Below are 13847 nucleotides of genomic sequence, written 5' to 3'. Positions count from 1 at the left end.
TTGCGCTTAATCCCGACGCCGTAGCGCGCGGGCGGCGCGGTCCACTCCGGGCTCAGCGGTGAAGGGCTGCTCCGGCGAACGCGCGCGCCCGGCCGGGATTTCCCCGGCCGGTACGTCCGTAGTGCGGCACCTGCCGCCCCGGCCGCAGCGGCTGCCGCCAACACCCATCCGATTCGTCGCGCCGTCCGCCGATCAGCCATGCCCAGACTCTAAACTCCGCACCCGCCCTGCTCGGGCACCTGGCCAGCAGCGGCGTATATTCCGGCATGTCATGTGCTTCTCCGGAAAGGGGCATCGGCATGCCGGCTGACGTCAAACACATCGTCACCGAGATGTGGCAGGCACTTTCGCGTCGCGACTGGGACGCGGTGAAACCCTTTCTGGCCGAAGACTGCATCTATGTCGACATGCCGGTGGGTCCGGCTGCGGCCGCCCGCGGTCCGCACGACATCGTCAAACGCCTCAAGATCGGTCTGGAGCCGCTGGCCGGATACGAGAACCATCCGGGCCTGCTGGTCGCCGAAGGCGCCGACGTGCTCTACGAGCACTCTGAAACGTGGAACTGGGCCACCGGGGAGACCGCGCTGCTGCGCTTCGTGACGGTGCACCAGGTGATCGACGGCAAGATCACGCTGTGGAAAGACTATTGGGACATGGCCGGCCTGACGGCCCATGCGCCGTCGACCTGGCTGGAAGATCTTGCCGAGGCCGACATGTCGTGGATATTCGACGCCACCGGCCTGATCTGAGTCGAGATCAAGCCCTGCTGGGCAGGGTCAGCGCGCAGGCCTGTCCGATGTCCAGGGTGCGCAGCAGCCGCCCCATACCGAGCCAGAGTGCGCACGACAGCGCGAGGTCGGCCAGCAGTTCGTCGCTGAAGTGCTCGGCGCAGCGCGACCAGAAGTCCTCGTCGTCGCGCAGGCCGGTGTGGTCAGTGGCGAAGCGATGGGCGAATTCGGCGGCGAGCCGCTCCTGCGGGCTGTAGCCCGGCCAGGTGCGCCACTGCGACACGTGCTCGTAGAGCTCCTCGTCGACCCCGGCCGCCGGGCCGTCGGCGTCCCGGGTGTTGACGCACACCGTGCACTCGTTGTCGAAGGCGATCACCATCCGGGCCAGTTCCCGGGTGCGCATCGGCAACCGGCCCTTGCCGTAGACCGCTGTACTGAATGCGCCGATTCCCGCTGCCAGGTCAGGTGATTTGACCATCCAGCCCATCACGTCGTCTGCGGCGAACGTCCCGATTCGGCTCATACTTAGCGATGCTAGCGGTCAACCGTGGGCGGTGCTGCTGAACTCCGCCGACTCCCCCGCGTCGTCGGGATCGATGATGGCCCGGCGCGCGATCCGCTGGAGCGCCGCTGAAACCTCGGCGCGATCCGGGCGGCCCTCGAACCCCGGCGAACGGGCCAGCTTGTCGACCACCCAGTCCTGTACCAGCGAGGACACGAACCCGACCTGGCGCAGACCGGCCCGGGTGAGACCGAGGTGATCGCCTTCGCGCAGCACATAGCCTTGAGACACCAGCTGATCGACGGTGGGTTCGAGGATCTCGTAGGGCACCCGGAGGCGCTTGCCGATGTCACTGAGCCGCGCGGTCCGAAACACCTGCGTATACCGGTAGATTCGCAGCACCGTCCACAGCCCGGCGACGTCGAGCCGGCAGTCCGGCCGCAGTGCGATGGAGCGCAGCCGCATCCCGGGTTCGTTGTGCAGCAGTCGCCCGATCGCGTTCTCCAGCAGATCATCCGAGGACGCGTTGGTGGGCATGCCGAAGCCGTCGCCCAGGTCGACCGCGCTGTCGCGCAGCTCCTTGAGCGGGACCTCACGCAGGAACAGTGCCAGTACGAATCCGAGCAGCGCGACCGGCGCAGCACACAAGAACACTTGTCCGAGTGAGTCGGCGTAGGCCGCCACGATCGGTTCCGCCTGCTGCGGCGACAGGCGGCGCACCGCCTCGGGTGAATCGGCCGCACCGGCGGCCAGCCCGGCGCTGCTGAGCGCCGGTCCGAGCCGGTGGCCCAGGAAGTTCACGAACAGCGACCCGAATACCGCGGCACCGAACGAGCTGCCGATGGTCCGGAAGAACGTGACGCCGGAGGTGGCGACGCCGAGGTCGGCGAAGCTCGAAGTGTTCTGCACGACGAGCACCAGCACCTGCATCGACAAGCCGATACCGGCTCCCAGGATCACCAGGTAGATCGACTGCAGCAGCGCCGGGGTGGCGGCATTCATCTGCGACATCAGCGCGAACGCGATCGTCATCAGTGCGGTGCCGACCACCGGAAAGATCTTGTACCGGCCGGTCCGGCCCACCAGGGCCCCGCTGCCGGTGGAGGTCACCAACATCCCCACCACCATCGGCAGGGTGCGCAGGCCCGAGGTGATCGCCGAGACACCGTCGACGTACTGCATGAAGGTGGGCAGGAAGGTGAGCGCGCCCAGCATCGCGAAGCCGACGACGAACGCCAGCACACAGCACACGGTGAACACCGGGTCGGCGAACAGCCGGGTCGGCAGGATGGGCGCCGCGGCCCGGTTCTCCACCCAGACGAACAGGGCCAGTGCCACCACCGACGCCCCGAACATTCCGATGATCGCCCATGAACCCCAGGCATAGCGGCTGCCGCCCCAGCTGGTGGCCAGCGTTAATCCGGTGGCACCCAACCCGATCAAGACGATGCCGGCGTAGTCGATGGCGGGCTTGGCGCGGCCCGCCAAGGCGGGGATCGCGACGCCGGCCACGATCAACACGACCACCGAGATCGGCAGATTGATCCAGAACGCCCAGCGCCAGGTGAGGTAGTCGGTGACGTAGCCGCCCAGCAGCGGGCCGATGACCGTGGTAACCCCGAAAACCGCGCCCAGCATGCCCTGATAGCGGCCCCGGTCACGCAGCGGAATGACTTCGCCGATGAGTGCCGCGGCGGTGACGGTGACCGCGCCCCCACCGATGCCCTGCAGCGCCCGCGCGGCGACCAGCATCCCCATCGAGGCGGACAACCCGCACAGCACCGAGCCGGCGACGAAGCACAACACGGCGGCCTGGAACACCCGCTTGCGGCCGAACAGGTCGCCGAGCTTGCCCGCCAGGATGGTCGCGATCGTGGACGTCAGCAGGTAGCTGGTGACCACCCACGACTGATGCCCCGCGTTGCCCAGGTCCGAGACGATCGTGGGCAAGGCGGTCGCCACGATGGTCTGGTCGAGCGCGGCCATCAGCATGCCGAACACGATCGCGGAGAAGATCAGGTTGCGGCGGTGCGGACTGACCGGCGCGGGTCGCACATCGTCGGCGACCGGCGTCGATGCGGTCATACTCCGGCTGCGCCGATCAAGACGGTGGGCGGGAGACGCACTGCGCCGAGTACAGCGCCTCGCCGAGCTTGTCCATCAGCTCCAGTTGGGTTTCCAGGTGGTCGATGTGGGATTCCTCGTCGACGAGGATGGTCTCGAGAAGCTTGGCGGTGGTGCTGTCCTGCTTCTCGCGACACATGACGATGCCCGGCCGCAACCGGTTGAGCACGTCGATCTCCAGCGCCAGGTCGCTCTCGAACTGTTCACGCAGGTTCTGCCCGATGCGCAGCGACCCGATGCGCTGATAGTTCGGCAGGCCGCCGAGCAGCAGAATCCGGTCGGTGACCGCTTCGGCGTGGCGCATCTCTTCCATGGACTCTTCGCGGGTGTGGCCGGCCAACTCGGTGAAACCCCAGTTCTCCTGCATCTTCGCGTGCAGAAAGTACTGGTTGATCGCGGTGAGCTCACTGGTCAGCTGCTCGTTGAGCAGTTTGAGAACCTCGGGGTCGCCTTGCATGATCTCTCCTCTGATGTGAAGAACCTCGCATGCCGGCCGCGACGGACGGGGCTTGAATCATCGCCGTAACGCGCCAAATTCAATCTAATGCAGGCCGCCTCCCGCAGAGGGGTGTTTACCCGCGTCTCGGCGCGTCGAATCGCCGCACCGCCTTGGGGTCTTCGGGCGAGTGTGAGATCGCCGTACGTCACCGGACCCGTGCTAGGTGCGCCTTACTTAGGTTAGACTCTACTAATATGAGACTCGTTTCGCCCGGCAATCGTGTCGGCATTTCGGGCAGCGGTATCTCGCAGCGAGACGATCCGCATTCGCTGGTGCTGGCGCTGGACTACCGGGTCGACGACGTGGGTCGGACGTGGTCGCTGATTCAGCAGGGCCATTCCCCGCTCGTCGACCTGGGCGCCCGCCATGCGGTGCTCTACACCTCGGAGTTTGAGCCGGACCGGGTGCTGGTCACGATCGGCCTGCGGCACCGGGTCTCGGTCAAGGAGCTCTTGCGCTCCCCCGCGGTCTTCGAATGGTTCGACCGCTCCGGGGTCAACGATCTGCCCGCGATCTTCGCCGGCGAGGTTATCGAAAAGATCAACCTGACCCCGTCGGTTGACGAACAGGACGGTTCGGAGGTGATCGTCGGCGCGGTTGCCACCGTCGCCGACCCCGCGGACCTGATGGCCAAGGTGCACGCCGGGTTGGACCGGTTCGCCGGCGCAGGAGTGCGCAAAGTGTGGGTGTATCAAGCGGTCGACGACGGTCATGAGGTGATGACACTGCTGGAAATCGACAGTGCAGCAAGTGCACAGCGATGGATCGACCACCCGGACACCGCCGCGGAGTGGATGTCCGGCATCGGAATCGGTGGTTACCCCCGGCCGTTCGTCGGGAAGGTCGCCACCTCGATCGATCTGATGGCGCCCGTGGGCGAGGGTCGGTAGGGGTATCGCATGTACGTATGCCTGTGTGTCGGAGCCACCAATCAGATGGTGTCCGACGCCGTCGCCGCCGGGGCGTCGACGTCGAAAGAGGTTGCCGCGATGTGCGGTGCGGGTGGCGACTGCGGCCGGTGCCGCTGCACCGTACGCGGCATCATCGAGGCCACTCTGGCCGCGACGCCCCGCACTGCCGACAACGGTGCGCTGCGGCATCTCGCGCTGGACATCAGCCCGGTCGGATCACACTGATTCGCCGCCTCGCCGGCCGGTGAACTCGGCCAGCGCAGCGGCGTTGGCTTGGCCGCCCAAGAGCTCGGCGAAGAACGCGTTCTCCCGCTCGACCGCAGCCAGGGTCTCTGCCCGCGTCGGTTCGACCATCGCACTCTTGACCGCCATCAGGCTCGAAATAGGCCGGGATGCAAGAACTTCGGCGTGCCGGCGCGCCTCGCCCAGAAGCTCCTCCGGCTCGCAGACCGCGAAGACCAAGCCCATTCGCAGCGCCTCGTCCGCGGTGATCCACTCCGAGGACATCAAGAGCCAGGCCGCGTTCTGCCGTCCCATCAATCGCGGAAGCAGGTAGGACGAGGCCGCCTCCGGGGCCACCCCCAGGCTGGTGAACGGGCACTTCAGTCTCGCGCTCGATGACATGAACGCCAGGTCGGCGAAGCCCAGGATCGTCGTTCCGATCCCCAGGCCGAGACCGTTGACCGCGCAGATCAGCGGCTTGGGGAATTGACCCAGCGCGGCGATAAGACCTCGGAAGCCGTGTTTACCGGGCACGAAATCCGGATCCGTCACCATGGCCTGCATCTCGGCCAGGTCGGTGCCGGCGCTGAACGCCCGCCCGGACCCGGTGATCAAGACCACCGCGACCTCGGGGTCGTCGGCCGCGGCGAGCAATGCCTCGGCCGTGGCGTCGTAGAGCGCCTCGTTGAACGCGTTGAGGGCATCGGGGCGATTCAGCGTGAGAGTCCGAACCCGGTTCTCGTCTTCGATCGTCAGGATCACCCGTGCAGCCTAAACGCCGCCCACCGACCCGCGACCGCGACGCTACTCAGACCAGCTCGACCTGGTGACCCGCGGCGACGACGCGGCCGATGATGCCCGCCAGCCGCCGATAGGACTCGTCGCGTCCACTGGAGGTGCGAAACACCAGCCCGATCCGCCGGCCGGGCGCCGGCGGCGCGAAGTAGGCCAACGCCAGGCCGTTGCGCTCCGCTTCGACCGCCACCGCGGTCTGCGGAATCAACGTCACCCCCAGGCCACCGTTGACGCACTGGACCGCGGTGGCCAGCGATGCGGCGCGCGTGGTGGCCAACTCGGCCCGCACTCCTGCGTTACGGCAGATCTCCAAGGTCTGGTCACGCAGGCAGTGCCCCTCGTCGAGCAGCAGCAACGGTAGGTCGGCCAGCGCGGTCGGCGGTACCCGGCGCTTGCCGGCCAGGGCATGGCCGGGCGGCAGAGCCAACACGAAATCCTCGTCGTAGATCGGTATTTCGGTCAGTCCGGACACCTCAGCCGGCAACGCCATCACGGCCGCGTCGACCGCGCCCTCCCGCAGCCCGGTGAGCAGCCGTTCGGTCTGGTCTTCGATCACTCGCAGATTCAGGTCCGGTAGTTGTTCGGACAATCCGGCCAGCACGGCGGGCAATACATACGGCGCCACTGTCGGGATCAGGCCGAGCCGCATGGCACCCTGCAGCGGGTCGGCCACCCCGGCGGCGGCCGCCGAGAACTGCGCCGCCGCATCCAGTACTGCGTGGGCGTACGACAGCAACTGCTGCCCCTCGGCGGTCAGGAAAACCCGCCGTGTGGAGCGCTCGATCAGTTGGACGCCCAACCCGGCCTCCAACGACGACAACGCCTGCGACAGTGTTGACTGGCTCAGGCCCAGCCCGGCCGCCGCCAGGCTGAAGTGGTGCTTCTCGGCTACGGCGGTGAATGCCCGCAGGCCGGCGAGCGTCGGCTGATAGCTTGCATCGGTCATGCCGATAATTATAGTGCGTGGCATCACCTTTTATTTTTAATTCAGATAGGGCACGATGGAGCGTGCGGGCGTCGAACGCGCCCCGAATGCAGAAATCTCACATCACAAGGAGTGTCATGGCACTGTTGACTATCGGCGAGCAGTTCCCGTCCTACCGGCTCACCGCGTTGATCCCGGGCGACCTGTCGAAGGTCGACGCGAGCGGCCCCGACGACTTCTTCACCACCATCACCAGCGATGACTACGCCGGCAAGTGGCGCGTGGTGTTCTTCTGGCCCAAGGACTTCACCTTCATCTGCCCCACCGAGATCGCGGCGTTCGGCAAGCTGAACGACGAGTTCGCCGACCGCGACGCCCAGATTCTCGGCGCCTCGACCGACAACGAGTTCGTGCACTACAACTGGCGCGCCCAGCACGAGGACCTCAAGACGCTGCCGTTCCCGATGCTGTCGGACCTCAACCGCGAACTGGTAACCGCGACCGGTGTGCTCAACTCCGACGGCGTCGCCGACCGGGCCACCTTCATCATCGACCCCAACAACGAGATTCAGTTCGTCTCGGTGACGGCGGGTTCGGTGGGCCGCAACGTCGACGAGGTGCTGCGGGTGCTGGACGCACTGCAGTCCGACGAGCTGTGCGCCTGCAACTGGAAGAAGGGCGAGGCCACCCTGAACGTCGGCGAGCTGCTCAAAGAATCCCTGTAGATCGCAGCCGTATGAATCGCGCTCGCGGTGATGTCGGGCGCCAGGATGAGGAGGAACAGCGCCAATGAGTATTGAGAACCTCAAGAACGCGATCCCGGAGTACGCCAAGGACCTCAAGCTCAACCTGGGTTCGATCGCCCGCACCACGGTCCTGAACGAAGAGCAGCTCTGGGGCAGCCTGCTGGCCAGTGCCGCGGCCACCCGCAACGCCACAGTGCTGGCCGAGATCGGGGCCGAGGCCGCCGACAACCTGTCGGCGGAGGCCTATCAGGCCGCCCTGGGCGCCGCGTCGATCATGGGCATGAACAACGTGTTCTACCGTGGTCGGCACTTCCTGGACGGCAGCTACGACGACCTGCGGCCCGGGTTGCGGATGAACATCATCGGCAACCCGGGGGTCGACAAGGCCAACTTCGAACTGTGGAGCTTCGCAGTCTCGGCCATCAACGGCTGCCAGGCGTGCGTTGCCTCCCACGAACAGGTTGTCCGGGAGGCGGGCGTCGGCCGCGAAGCGGTACTGGAAGCTCTCAAGGTCGCCTCGATCGTGGCTGGGGTGGCGCAGGCGGTCTTCGCCGCCAGCGCCGACCCAACTGCTACTTAGGCGTTCCAGTCCCTATCGGCGCGCGCCGGGCGATGCCCGGCGCGCGCCGTAGACTTTGCTCTCGTGACGCTCAGCGATGCCGACCGTGGTTATCTGGCCCGCTGCGTCGAATTGGCCGGCGAGGCATTGATACACGGCGACGATCCGTTCGGATCGCTATTGGTCGACGCCGACGGCACGGTGCTCTTCGAGGACCGCAACCGGGCCGGCGACGGCGATGCCACCCGCCATCCCGAGTTCACCATCGCCCAGTGGGCGGTAGCCAATCTCATTCCAGCGCAACGCATCCAGACCACCGTCTACACCTCCGGCGAACATTGCGCGATGTGCGCCGCGGCCCACGCCTGGGTCGGACTGGGCCGGATCGTCTACGCCTCATCGGCGGCGCAACTGACCGAATGGCTGCGCGAGCTGCAGGTGCCGGCGGCCCCGGTGGCCCCGCTGCCGATCACCGCAGTCGCCCCGCACGCGGTGGTCGACGGGCCGGCGCCGGAATTCGAACAGGACTTGAAGGCGCTGTTTAGGGCCCGCTACCAGAATCGGTAATCCTCACCCTCGGGCAAGCCACGCCAGACGGTCCAGGGTCACCGGATCCTCCTGCCCGTCGTAATAGCGGTCCAGTACCTCACGAAAGTCGCGGCAGCAGCACCGGCCGACGTGGCCACCGCCTTCACACGCCCGCCCGAACAACGTCATCGAGGAACGCAGCTTGATGTCGTCGGGCCAACCCAGAATCTCCTCGATGGACCGGCCGCCCACCGCGTTGATCAGGCGCACGCACTCTTGCAGTCGCTGTCCCAGCACGGCGTGAGCCAGATAGGCGCGTGCCTCGGCGGGCGACGCGATGCCGTAACGCTGCGCCATTGCGCTGGCCCCCAAGCCGGAGAGCTGCGGAAACACGAACCACATCCAGTGGCTGCGCTTGCGGCCGGCGCGCAGCTCGGCGACCACGGTGTCGTACACACCGGCCTGTGCGTCGACGAAACGCTGTAGCTCGAATGGGTCGGAGGTTCCGGCCATGCCATCAACCGTGGCACAGTTCGACATGCAGCAGGGAAGGAGTCAGCGATGTCGGCGACGCACAGGCGGGTTCCCAGGATCGGTGAACTTGCGCCACTGATCCGTTTCCGCAGGCCACGATTGAATCGCACCGCGCGCCGGCTTGAGACCGCATTGACCGTCGAAGACCTGCGTCTGCTCGCCAAACGACGCACCCCCCGAGCCGCCTTCGACTACACCGACGGTGCCGCCGAAGACGAGATCTCGCTGGAACGAGCCCGACAGGCCTTCCGGGACATCGAGTTTCATCCGGCCATCCTGCGCGATGTGTCAACTGTCGACACCAGCCGCGAGGTTCTCGGCGCGCCGGTGGCGTTGCCGTTCGCGATCGCACCGACCGGCTTCACCCGGCTGATGCATACCGCGGGCGAGCTGGCCGGCGCCCGCGCCGCCGAGGCCGCCGGTATCCCGTTCGCGCTGTCGACCTTGGGCACCGCCTCGATCGAAGATGTCGCTGCGGCCGCCCCCGGAGCCCGCCGCTGGTTTCAGCTGTACATGTGGCATGACCGCGACCGGTCGATGGCGCTGCTGCGCCGCGCCGCCGAAGCCGGCTACGACACCCTGCTGGCCACGGTCGACTGTCCGGTCGCCGGGGCACGCCGACGTGATTCCCGCAACGGCATGTCCATCCCACCGGCACTGACGCTGCGCACGGTCGCCGATGCCGCGGTACATCCGGCCTGGTGGTTCGACCTGCTCACCACCGAACCGTTGTCTTTTGCATCGCTGGACCGATGGTCGGGCACCGTCGCGCAGTACATGGACACCATGTTCGACCCGAGCCTCACCTTCGACGATCTGGCCTGGGTCAAGTCCCAGTGGCCGGGCCGATTCGTCGTCAAAGGCATCCAGAGCCTCGCCGATGCCCGCGCGGTGGTCGATCGCGGGGTGGACGGCATCGTGTTGTCCAACCACGGCGGCCGCCAGCTCGATCGAGCGCCGGTTCCGTTCCAGCTGCTGCCCGAGGTGGCGCGTGAGGTCGGAGCCGACACCGAGATCCTGCTGGACACCGGCATCATGTCCGGCGCCGACATCGTCGCGGCGATCGCGCTGGGTGCCCGCTGCACCCTGATCGGCCGGGCCTACCTGTATGGCCTGATGGCCGGCGGACAGGCCGGCGTGCACCGCGTGATCGACATCCTCGCCGAACAGATCCGACGCACCATGCGACTGCTCGGGGTCAGCGACCTCGCCGAACTGACGCCGCAGCATGTCACCCAACTACAGCGACTGGTGCCGCGCCGGTAGCGGTCGGGCACCTCGCTCAGAACGCGGGAGCCCGCGTCACCAGGGCGGCGATCATGTCGTTGAGCGCACCCGCCTCATCGGTGATGTGCGCGCCGCAGGCCTTGACGTCGATCACCGTGTCGGCCACCGCATTGAGCACCCGCTGGCAGCTGTAGCCCTCGGACCCCAGGGTGTAGGTCTGCGAGATCCGCGGTGCACTACCCACCATGTCCCCGATATTCCAGGTGTAGGTGTTGTGGTCGGGGTAAGTCACCGTCACCACCTGTCCCGTACAACTCCGCCACTGCGCCACCGACCGCTCGACGAACGCCGCAGCCCGCCCGGAGTTCGGGGCGAAGGCCACGATGTCCTGGTCCACGAAGGGCCGGCCGTTGACGCCGGCTCGTTGCAGGCCGCCCGGCTCCTCCAGCACCTTCCACGCCGCCCGCTGGAGCTGACTGTCCCGGTACACCTCGTCCAAGCCCGGGTAGAGAACACCCAAGCATTCCGGCTGTGACGCCGTTATCGATGCGGCCGGCTTGAGCGCTTCGAGGTCGGCCTGCACGGTCTCCATGGCCGGGGTCGCCATTACGGCCTGGACGTCATCGTCGGCGGCCAGATTCGGTGCAGACGCCGCGGGTGGCGTGCGGGTGAGTCCGAATGCCAGCGCACCGGCCACCGCCACCGCCACGGCGGCGCCGGCGAGCAGCAGCTTCTTTGCCGGCCCTCCCCGACGCCGCTGATCGGCGCCAACGGGACCCGAACCGTCCGCACCGGCCCGCGCGACTTCGGGCGCCGGCCTGGTGATCACCGGACGCGGCCCGGTGACCGCGGCGACCGGCATGCCGACGGTGGCGGCAGTGAAGCTCGGGTCATTGGCGGCCAGAACGGCGTCGACGTCGGCTCGGGTGCGCACGGTGACGTCCGGCCGGTCGCGCAATCGGCACAGGAGCTGGACGATGTCGCTGCGGACGGTGGGATCGTGACAGTCCTCATCGAGCCGTGAACGAAGCTCCAAGAGGAGTTCACCTTGCTTGTGGTAGCTCAGCTCGGGTCCCGACAACTCCGACGAGAGCCGCATCAGGTAGGCGAAGGGCACCATGGGTTCCTCCGGCAACTGTGCGGGCAGCGGTACAGCACGGCGCGACAGGCTCTGCAGGGCGGCGACCAATCGAGCGTGGGCGGCGGCGTCACGCATCCGGTAGTCGATGATCTGGGTCGCGGCCAGCGGGGTGACACGCACACTGTCGACGGGGCCGATCTGCACCGGCAGAACCGGGCGTTGCAGCGCCCGCGCGTAGGCCAGCTCCGCCTGACAGGGCTTGGACCGCAGTGAGTTGTTGGACAAGGCGACGACGAACACCGAGCAACACCGGATCCGGTCCAGGATCGTCTGCCACCACGCCTCGCCACCGCCCAGCTCTTCGTCCAGCCACACCTGCTGGTCGGCACTGCGCAGGACGGAGACCAGCGGATCGACTAATGCGCGATCCTGGCTCGCGTAACTGACAAACAGCATGGGCTTCTCCGGGGCTGGTGCGCGCTGAAGCGCGCCGAATCGCTCTCCTACTTCTAAGACGGAAGGCCATATCGGTCGTCCTGCGTCCGGGTTAGTGTACGAGAGAGCAGAGCGCTTGGCGATGGGACCGACGATCGGTCCCGGCACAAAGCGCGGGAGGAGTAGCGCCGATGACCGGTCCCGCGGCCGAACCGAACGCTCGGCTGGAGCCGGGGCGCGAAGCCCCGCCGCCGGAGACCCTGCAGCACAAGGTGCTGACCAGCCTGACCGATCCACACTGGTACTGGCTGCTGATCCCGGCGGGGATCATTGCCTTCGCGCTGGGGTTCTGGGGCTACGGCTCCTATGAGGGGGGCGAGCATTCGTACTCCGACGCGGTCTATGGCGCGGTCAAGTTGTTCTTCCTGCACGCGGCTCCCCAACCGGAGAACCACGTCGGCGCGGCCCTAGACATCGCACGCTTCCTGGCGCCGGTGGTAGCCGGGTGGGCGGCGCTCATTGCGCTGGTATCGATGTTCCGGGATCGGGTGCAGCAACTGCTCATCCCGTTCAAGCACGGGCATGTGGTGGTCTGCGGTCTGGGCTACGCCGGGTTCGAGTTCGTCCGCGCGCTCCGCGCTGCGGGATACCGGGCCGTCGTCATCGAGTCCGACGAGGCCAACCCCCGAATCAGGACGTGCCGCAACTGGGGATTCCCGGTCGTCATCGGAGATGCCCAGCTCAGTGCCACCCTCGAATCAGCTGGAGTGCGGCGCGCAGCCCGGCTGCTCGCAGTGACTTCGGACAGCGTGGCCAACACCGAAATCGTCACGCTGGCACGTCGTTTGGCCGATGACTCCAAGAGCTCACGCAGAATCTTCGGCCGCTCGAGCAAGGACCACTTGCGCTGCCTGGCGCGCATCGAGGACCCCGGGTTGTGCGTGTTGTTGCGGCTCGCGGAGTTCAATCGCGGCGATGACCGGTTGGCCGTCGACTTCTTCAACATCGACACCGTCGGCGCTCGGCTGCTGCTGGCCGAATATCCGCTGCGAACCGTGCAGCGGCCCCATATCGCCGTCGCCCACCTTGATGGTGTCGGATCCGGATTGGTGTTTCAGGCGGCCCGCCAATGGCACGACGAACGCGTGGACGACCAGCCACTGCGGGTGACGGTCATCGATGACCAGGCCGCCGCCAAGGTGGCCAAGCTGGTGGCCAATCACCCCGCGCTCGAGGAAGTCTGCGAATTCCACTGCGCGCCGGCCTCGGTACGCGACATCGATTGGGTGGCGCAGGACACCGACTGGCCCGTTACCCAGGCCTATGTGACCGGTTACCACGACGAACACAACGTCGAGACGGCGTTGAACCTGCGCCGCGCACTTGACAAGGCGGTACCGGTGGTCACGACCATCTCACGCGCCTACGGTGTGGCCGACCTGCTTGAGGAGCAGGCACTTGGCGGCTCAGGTGTCACGGTCTTCCGGACCCTGCAGCAGACCTGCACCGTGGAGCTCGTCGAGGGCGGCTCGCTGGAGGCAGTTGCCCACGAGATCCACCGGCGCTACTGCCTGATGCAACCCGCTGGCGCGCCGGCGCCGCCGCCCTGGCCCCAGTTGGCGGATGCGCTCAAGGACTCCAGCCGGGCCCAAGCCCGCCATATCGGGGTGAAGCTGCGCAGCATCGGCTGCGTGATCGCCCCACTGCGCAACTGGCATGCCCGCGATTTCCAGTTCACCGACGACGAGATGGACAAGCTGGGCACCATGGAGCACGACCGGTGGATGCAGGAGAAGCTCGACGCCGGCTGGACTCTGGGCGAGGAGGACCCGGTGCGCAAGAAAGACCCGCACTTGGTGCCGATGGAGCAGTTGCCGCCTGAGGTCGCCGAGGTCGACCGGATCTTCGTGCGGGCGATCCCGGAGATGCTGGCGGCTGTCGGTCTGGAGATCATCGACGTTGCGCAGACCGCGCCGAGATATCCGGCGCGCAGCCTTTCGCACTAGCGCTCGCCCGCTCGCTGGTCATGTC

Annotated in this window: 15 protein-coding genes; 8 read left to right on the top strand and 7 right to left on the bottom strand. The window is 67.1% G+C overall.

The window, feature by feature from the left end; translation table 11 throughout:
- Window positions 1–299: 299 nt before the first annotated feature.
- On the top strand, window positions 300–749 hold the full coding sequence (locus ACKY0X_RS10505) for a nuclear transport factor 2 family protein (RefSeq protein WP_409429366.1): 450 nt from the start codon (window positions 300–302) through the stop codon (window positions 747–749).
- Between the two features lie 7 nt (window positions 750–756).
- Here the strand turns inward: ACKY0X_RS10505 and ACKY0X_RS10500 are convergent, their stop codons facing one another.
- Genes ACKY0X_RS10500 through bfr form a run of 3 tightly spaced genes read right to left on the bottom strand, consistent with a single transcriptional unit; the run spans window position 757 to window position 3811 of the window.
- A complete protein-coding gene (locus ACKY0X_RS10500; RefSeq protein WP_409429365.1) occupies window positions 757–1251 on the bottom strand; it encodes a carboxymuconolactone decarboxylase family protein in 495 nt (164 codons plus the stop codon).
- Window positions 1252–1269: 18 nt separating this feature from the next.
- The gene (locus ACKY0X_RS10495) at window positions 1270–3315 is read right to left on the bottom strand and encodes an MDR family MFS transporter (protein WP_409429364.1); all 2046 of its coding nucleotides are present in this window, start codon (window positions 3313–3315) and stop codon (window positions 1270–1272) included.
- Between the two features lie 16 nt (window positions 3316–3331).
- Window positions 3332–3811, bottom strand: coding sequence for a bacterioferritin (gene bfr, locus ACKY0X_RS10490; protein ID WP_024443739.1), 480 nt, complete (start codon window positions 3809–3811; stop codon window positions 3332–3334).
- Window positions 3812–4047: 236 nt separating this feature from the next.
- On the opposite strand from bfr, the gene ACKY0X_RS10485 reads away from it, so the two are divergent.
- A complete protein-coding gene (locus ACKY0X_RS10485; protein ID WP_409429363.1) occupies window positions 4048–4743 on the top strand; it encodes a fatty-acid--CoA ligase in 696 nt (231 codons plus the stop codon).
- Between the two features lie 9 nt (window positions 4744–4752).
- A complete protein-coding gene (locus tag ACKY0X_RS10480; protein ID WP_065042063.1) occupies window positions 4753–4989 on the top strand; it encodes a bacterioferritin-associated ferredoxin in 237 nt (78 codons plus the stop codon).
- Here the strand turns inward: ACKY0X_RS10480 and ACKY0X_RS10475 are convergent.
- Window positions 4981–5748, bottom strand: a complete 768-nt coding sequence (locus ACKY0X_RS10475) for an enoyl-CoA hydratase/isomerase family protein (protein ID WP_409429362.1) — start codon at window positions 5746–5748, stop codon at window positions 4981–4983. The two genes, ACKY0X_RS10480 and ACKY0X_RS10475, sit on opposite strands and share 9 nt — an antisense overlap.
- 46 nt (window positions 5749–5794) lie before the next feature.
- A complete protein-coding gene (locus ACKY0X_RS10470; protein ID WP_409429361.1) occupies window positions 5795–6727 on the bottom strand; it encodes a hydrogen peroxide-inducible genes activator in 933 nt (310 codons plus the stop codon).
- 116 nt (window positions 6728–6843) lie between these two features.
- Between ACKY0X_RS10470 and ACKY0X_RS10465 the strand changes: the two genes are divergently transcribed.
- The 3 genes from ACKY0X_RS10465 to ACKY0X_RS10455 all read left to right on the top strand — a co-directional run bounded on the left by ACKY0X_RS10465 (window position 6844) and on the right by ACKY0X_RS10455 (window position 8578).
- Window positions 6844–7431 carry a peroxiredoxin gene (locus ACKY0X_RS10465; protein WP_046285445.1) on the top strand — a complete coding sequence of 196 codons (588 nt, stop codon included), beginning with the start codon at window positions 6844–6846 and terminating at the stop codon, window positions 7429–7431.
- Window positions 7432–7495: 64 nt separating this feature from the next.
- Complete coding sequence (locus ACKY0X_RS10460; protein WP_409429360.1) at window positions 7496–8032, top strand: carboxymuconolactone decarboxylase family protein; 537 nt, start codon at window positions 7496–7498, stop codon at window positions 8030–8032.
- Between the two features lie 63 nt (window positions 8033–8095).
- On the top strand, window positions 8096–8578 hold the full coding sequence (locus ACKY0X_RS10455) for a deaminase (protein WP_064888595.1): 483 nt from the start codon (window positions 8096–8098) through the stop codon (window positions 8576–8578).
- A gap of 3 nt (window positions 8579–8581) precedes the next feature.
- On the opposite strand, the gene ACKY0X_RS10450 is transcribed toward ACKY0X_RS10455, so the two are convergent.
- Window positions 8582–9052, bottom strand: a complete 471-nt coding sequence (locus ACKY0X_RS10450; RefSeq protein WP_409429359.1) for a DUF1810 domain-containing protein — start codon at window positions 9050–9052, stop codon at window positions 8582–8584.
- Between the two features lie 48 nt (window positions 9053–9100).
- Here ACKY0X_RS10450 and ACKY0X_RS10445 point away from each other — a divergent pair, with 48 nt between their 5' ends.
- A complete protein-coding gene (locus tag ACKY0X_RS10445) occupies window positions 9101–10339 on the top strand; it encodes an alpha-hydroxy acid oxidase (protein ID WP_409429358.1) in 1239 nt (412 codons plus the stop codon).
- 16 nt (window positions 10340–10355) lie between these two features.
- Here the strand turns inward: ACKY0X_RS10445 and ACKY0X_RS10440 are convergent, their stop codons facing one another.
- Window positions 10356–11837 carry a sensor domain-containing protein gene (locus ACKY0X_RS10440; protein ID WP_409429357.1) on the bottom strand — a complete coding sequence of 494 codons (1482 nt, stop codon included), beginning with the start codon at window positions 11835–11837 and terminating at the stop codon, window positions 10356–10358.
- Between the two features lie 170 nt (window positions 11838–12007).
- On the opposite strand from ACKY0X_RS10440, the gene ACKY0X_RS10435 reads away from it, so the two are divergent.
- Complete coding sequence (locus ACKY0X_RS10435; RefSeq protein ID WP_409429356.1) at window positions 12008–13822, top strand: NAD-binding protein; 1815 nt, start codon at window positions 12008–12010, stop codon at window positions 13820–13822.
- Window positions 13823–13847 lie beyond the last annotated feature (25 nt).

It is taken from the genome of Mycobacterium sp. SMC-11 (assembly GCF_046250095.1).
Lineage (GTDB): Bacteria > Actinomycetota > Actinomycetes > Mycobacteriales > Mycobacteriaceae > Mycobacterium > Mycobacterium heraklionense_A.
Note: the sequence above shows the minus strand (reverse complement) of the source record. Positions and strands in the feature narration are given on the sequence as shown.

Coding starts and splice junctions, on each gene's coding strand:
- ACKY0X_RS10505 (WP_409429366.1), top strand. CDS start 300: ATGCCGGCTGACGTCAAACACATCGTCACCGAGATGTGGCAGGCACTT.
- ACKY0X_RS10500 (WP_409429365.1), bottom strand. CDS start 1,251: ATGAGCCGAATCGGGACGTTCGCCGCAGACGACGTGATGGGCTGGATG.
- ACKY0X_RS10495 (WP_409429364.1), bottom strand. CDS start 3,315: ATGACCGCATCGACGCCGGTCGCCGACGATGTGCGACCCGCGCCGGTC.
- bfr (WP_024443739.1), bottom strand. CDS start 3,811: ATGCAAGGCGACCCCGAGGTTCTCAAACTGCTCAACGAGCAGCTGACC.
- ACKY0X_RS10485 (WP_409429363.1), top strand. CDS start 4,048: ATGAGACTCGTTTCGCCCGGCAATCGTGTCGGCATTTCGGGCAGCGGT.
- ACKY0X_RS10480 (WP_065042063.1), top strand. CDS start 4,753: ATGTACGTATGCCTGTGTGTCGGAGCCACCAATCAGATGGTGTCCGAC.
- ACKY0X_RS10470 (WP_409429361.1), bottom strand. CDS start 6,727: ATGACCGATGCAAGCTATCAGCCGACGCTCGCCGGCCTGCGGGCATTC.
- ACKY0X_RS10465 (WP_046285445.1), top strand. CDS start 6,844: ATGGCACTGTTGACTATCGGCGAGCAGTTCCCGTCCTACCGGCTCACC.
- ACKY0X_RS10460 (WP_409429360.1), top strand. CDS start 7,496: ATGAGTATTGAGAACCTCAAGAACGCGATCCCGGAGTACGCCAAGGAC.
- ACKY0X_RS10450 (WP_409429359.1), bottom strand. CDS start 9,052: ATGGCCGGAACCTCCGACCCATTCGAGCTACAGCGTTTCGTCGACGCA.
- ACKY0X_RS10445 (WP_409429358.1), top strand. CDS start 9,101: ATGTCGGCGACGCACAGGCGGGTTCCCAGGATCGGTGAACTTGCGCCA.
- ACKY0X_RS10440 (WP_409429357.1), bottom strand. CDS start 11,837: ATGCTGTTTGTCAGTTACGCGAGCCAGGATCGCGCATTAGTCGATCCG.
- ACKY0X_RS10435 (WP_409429356.1), top strand. CDS start 12,008: ATGACCGGTCCCGCGGCCGAACCGAACGCTCGGCTGGAGCCGGGGCGC.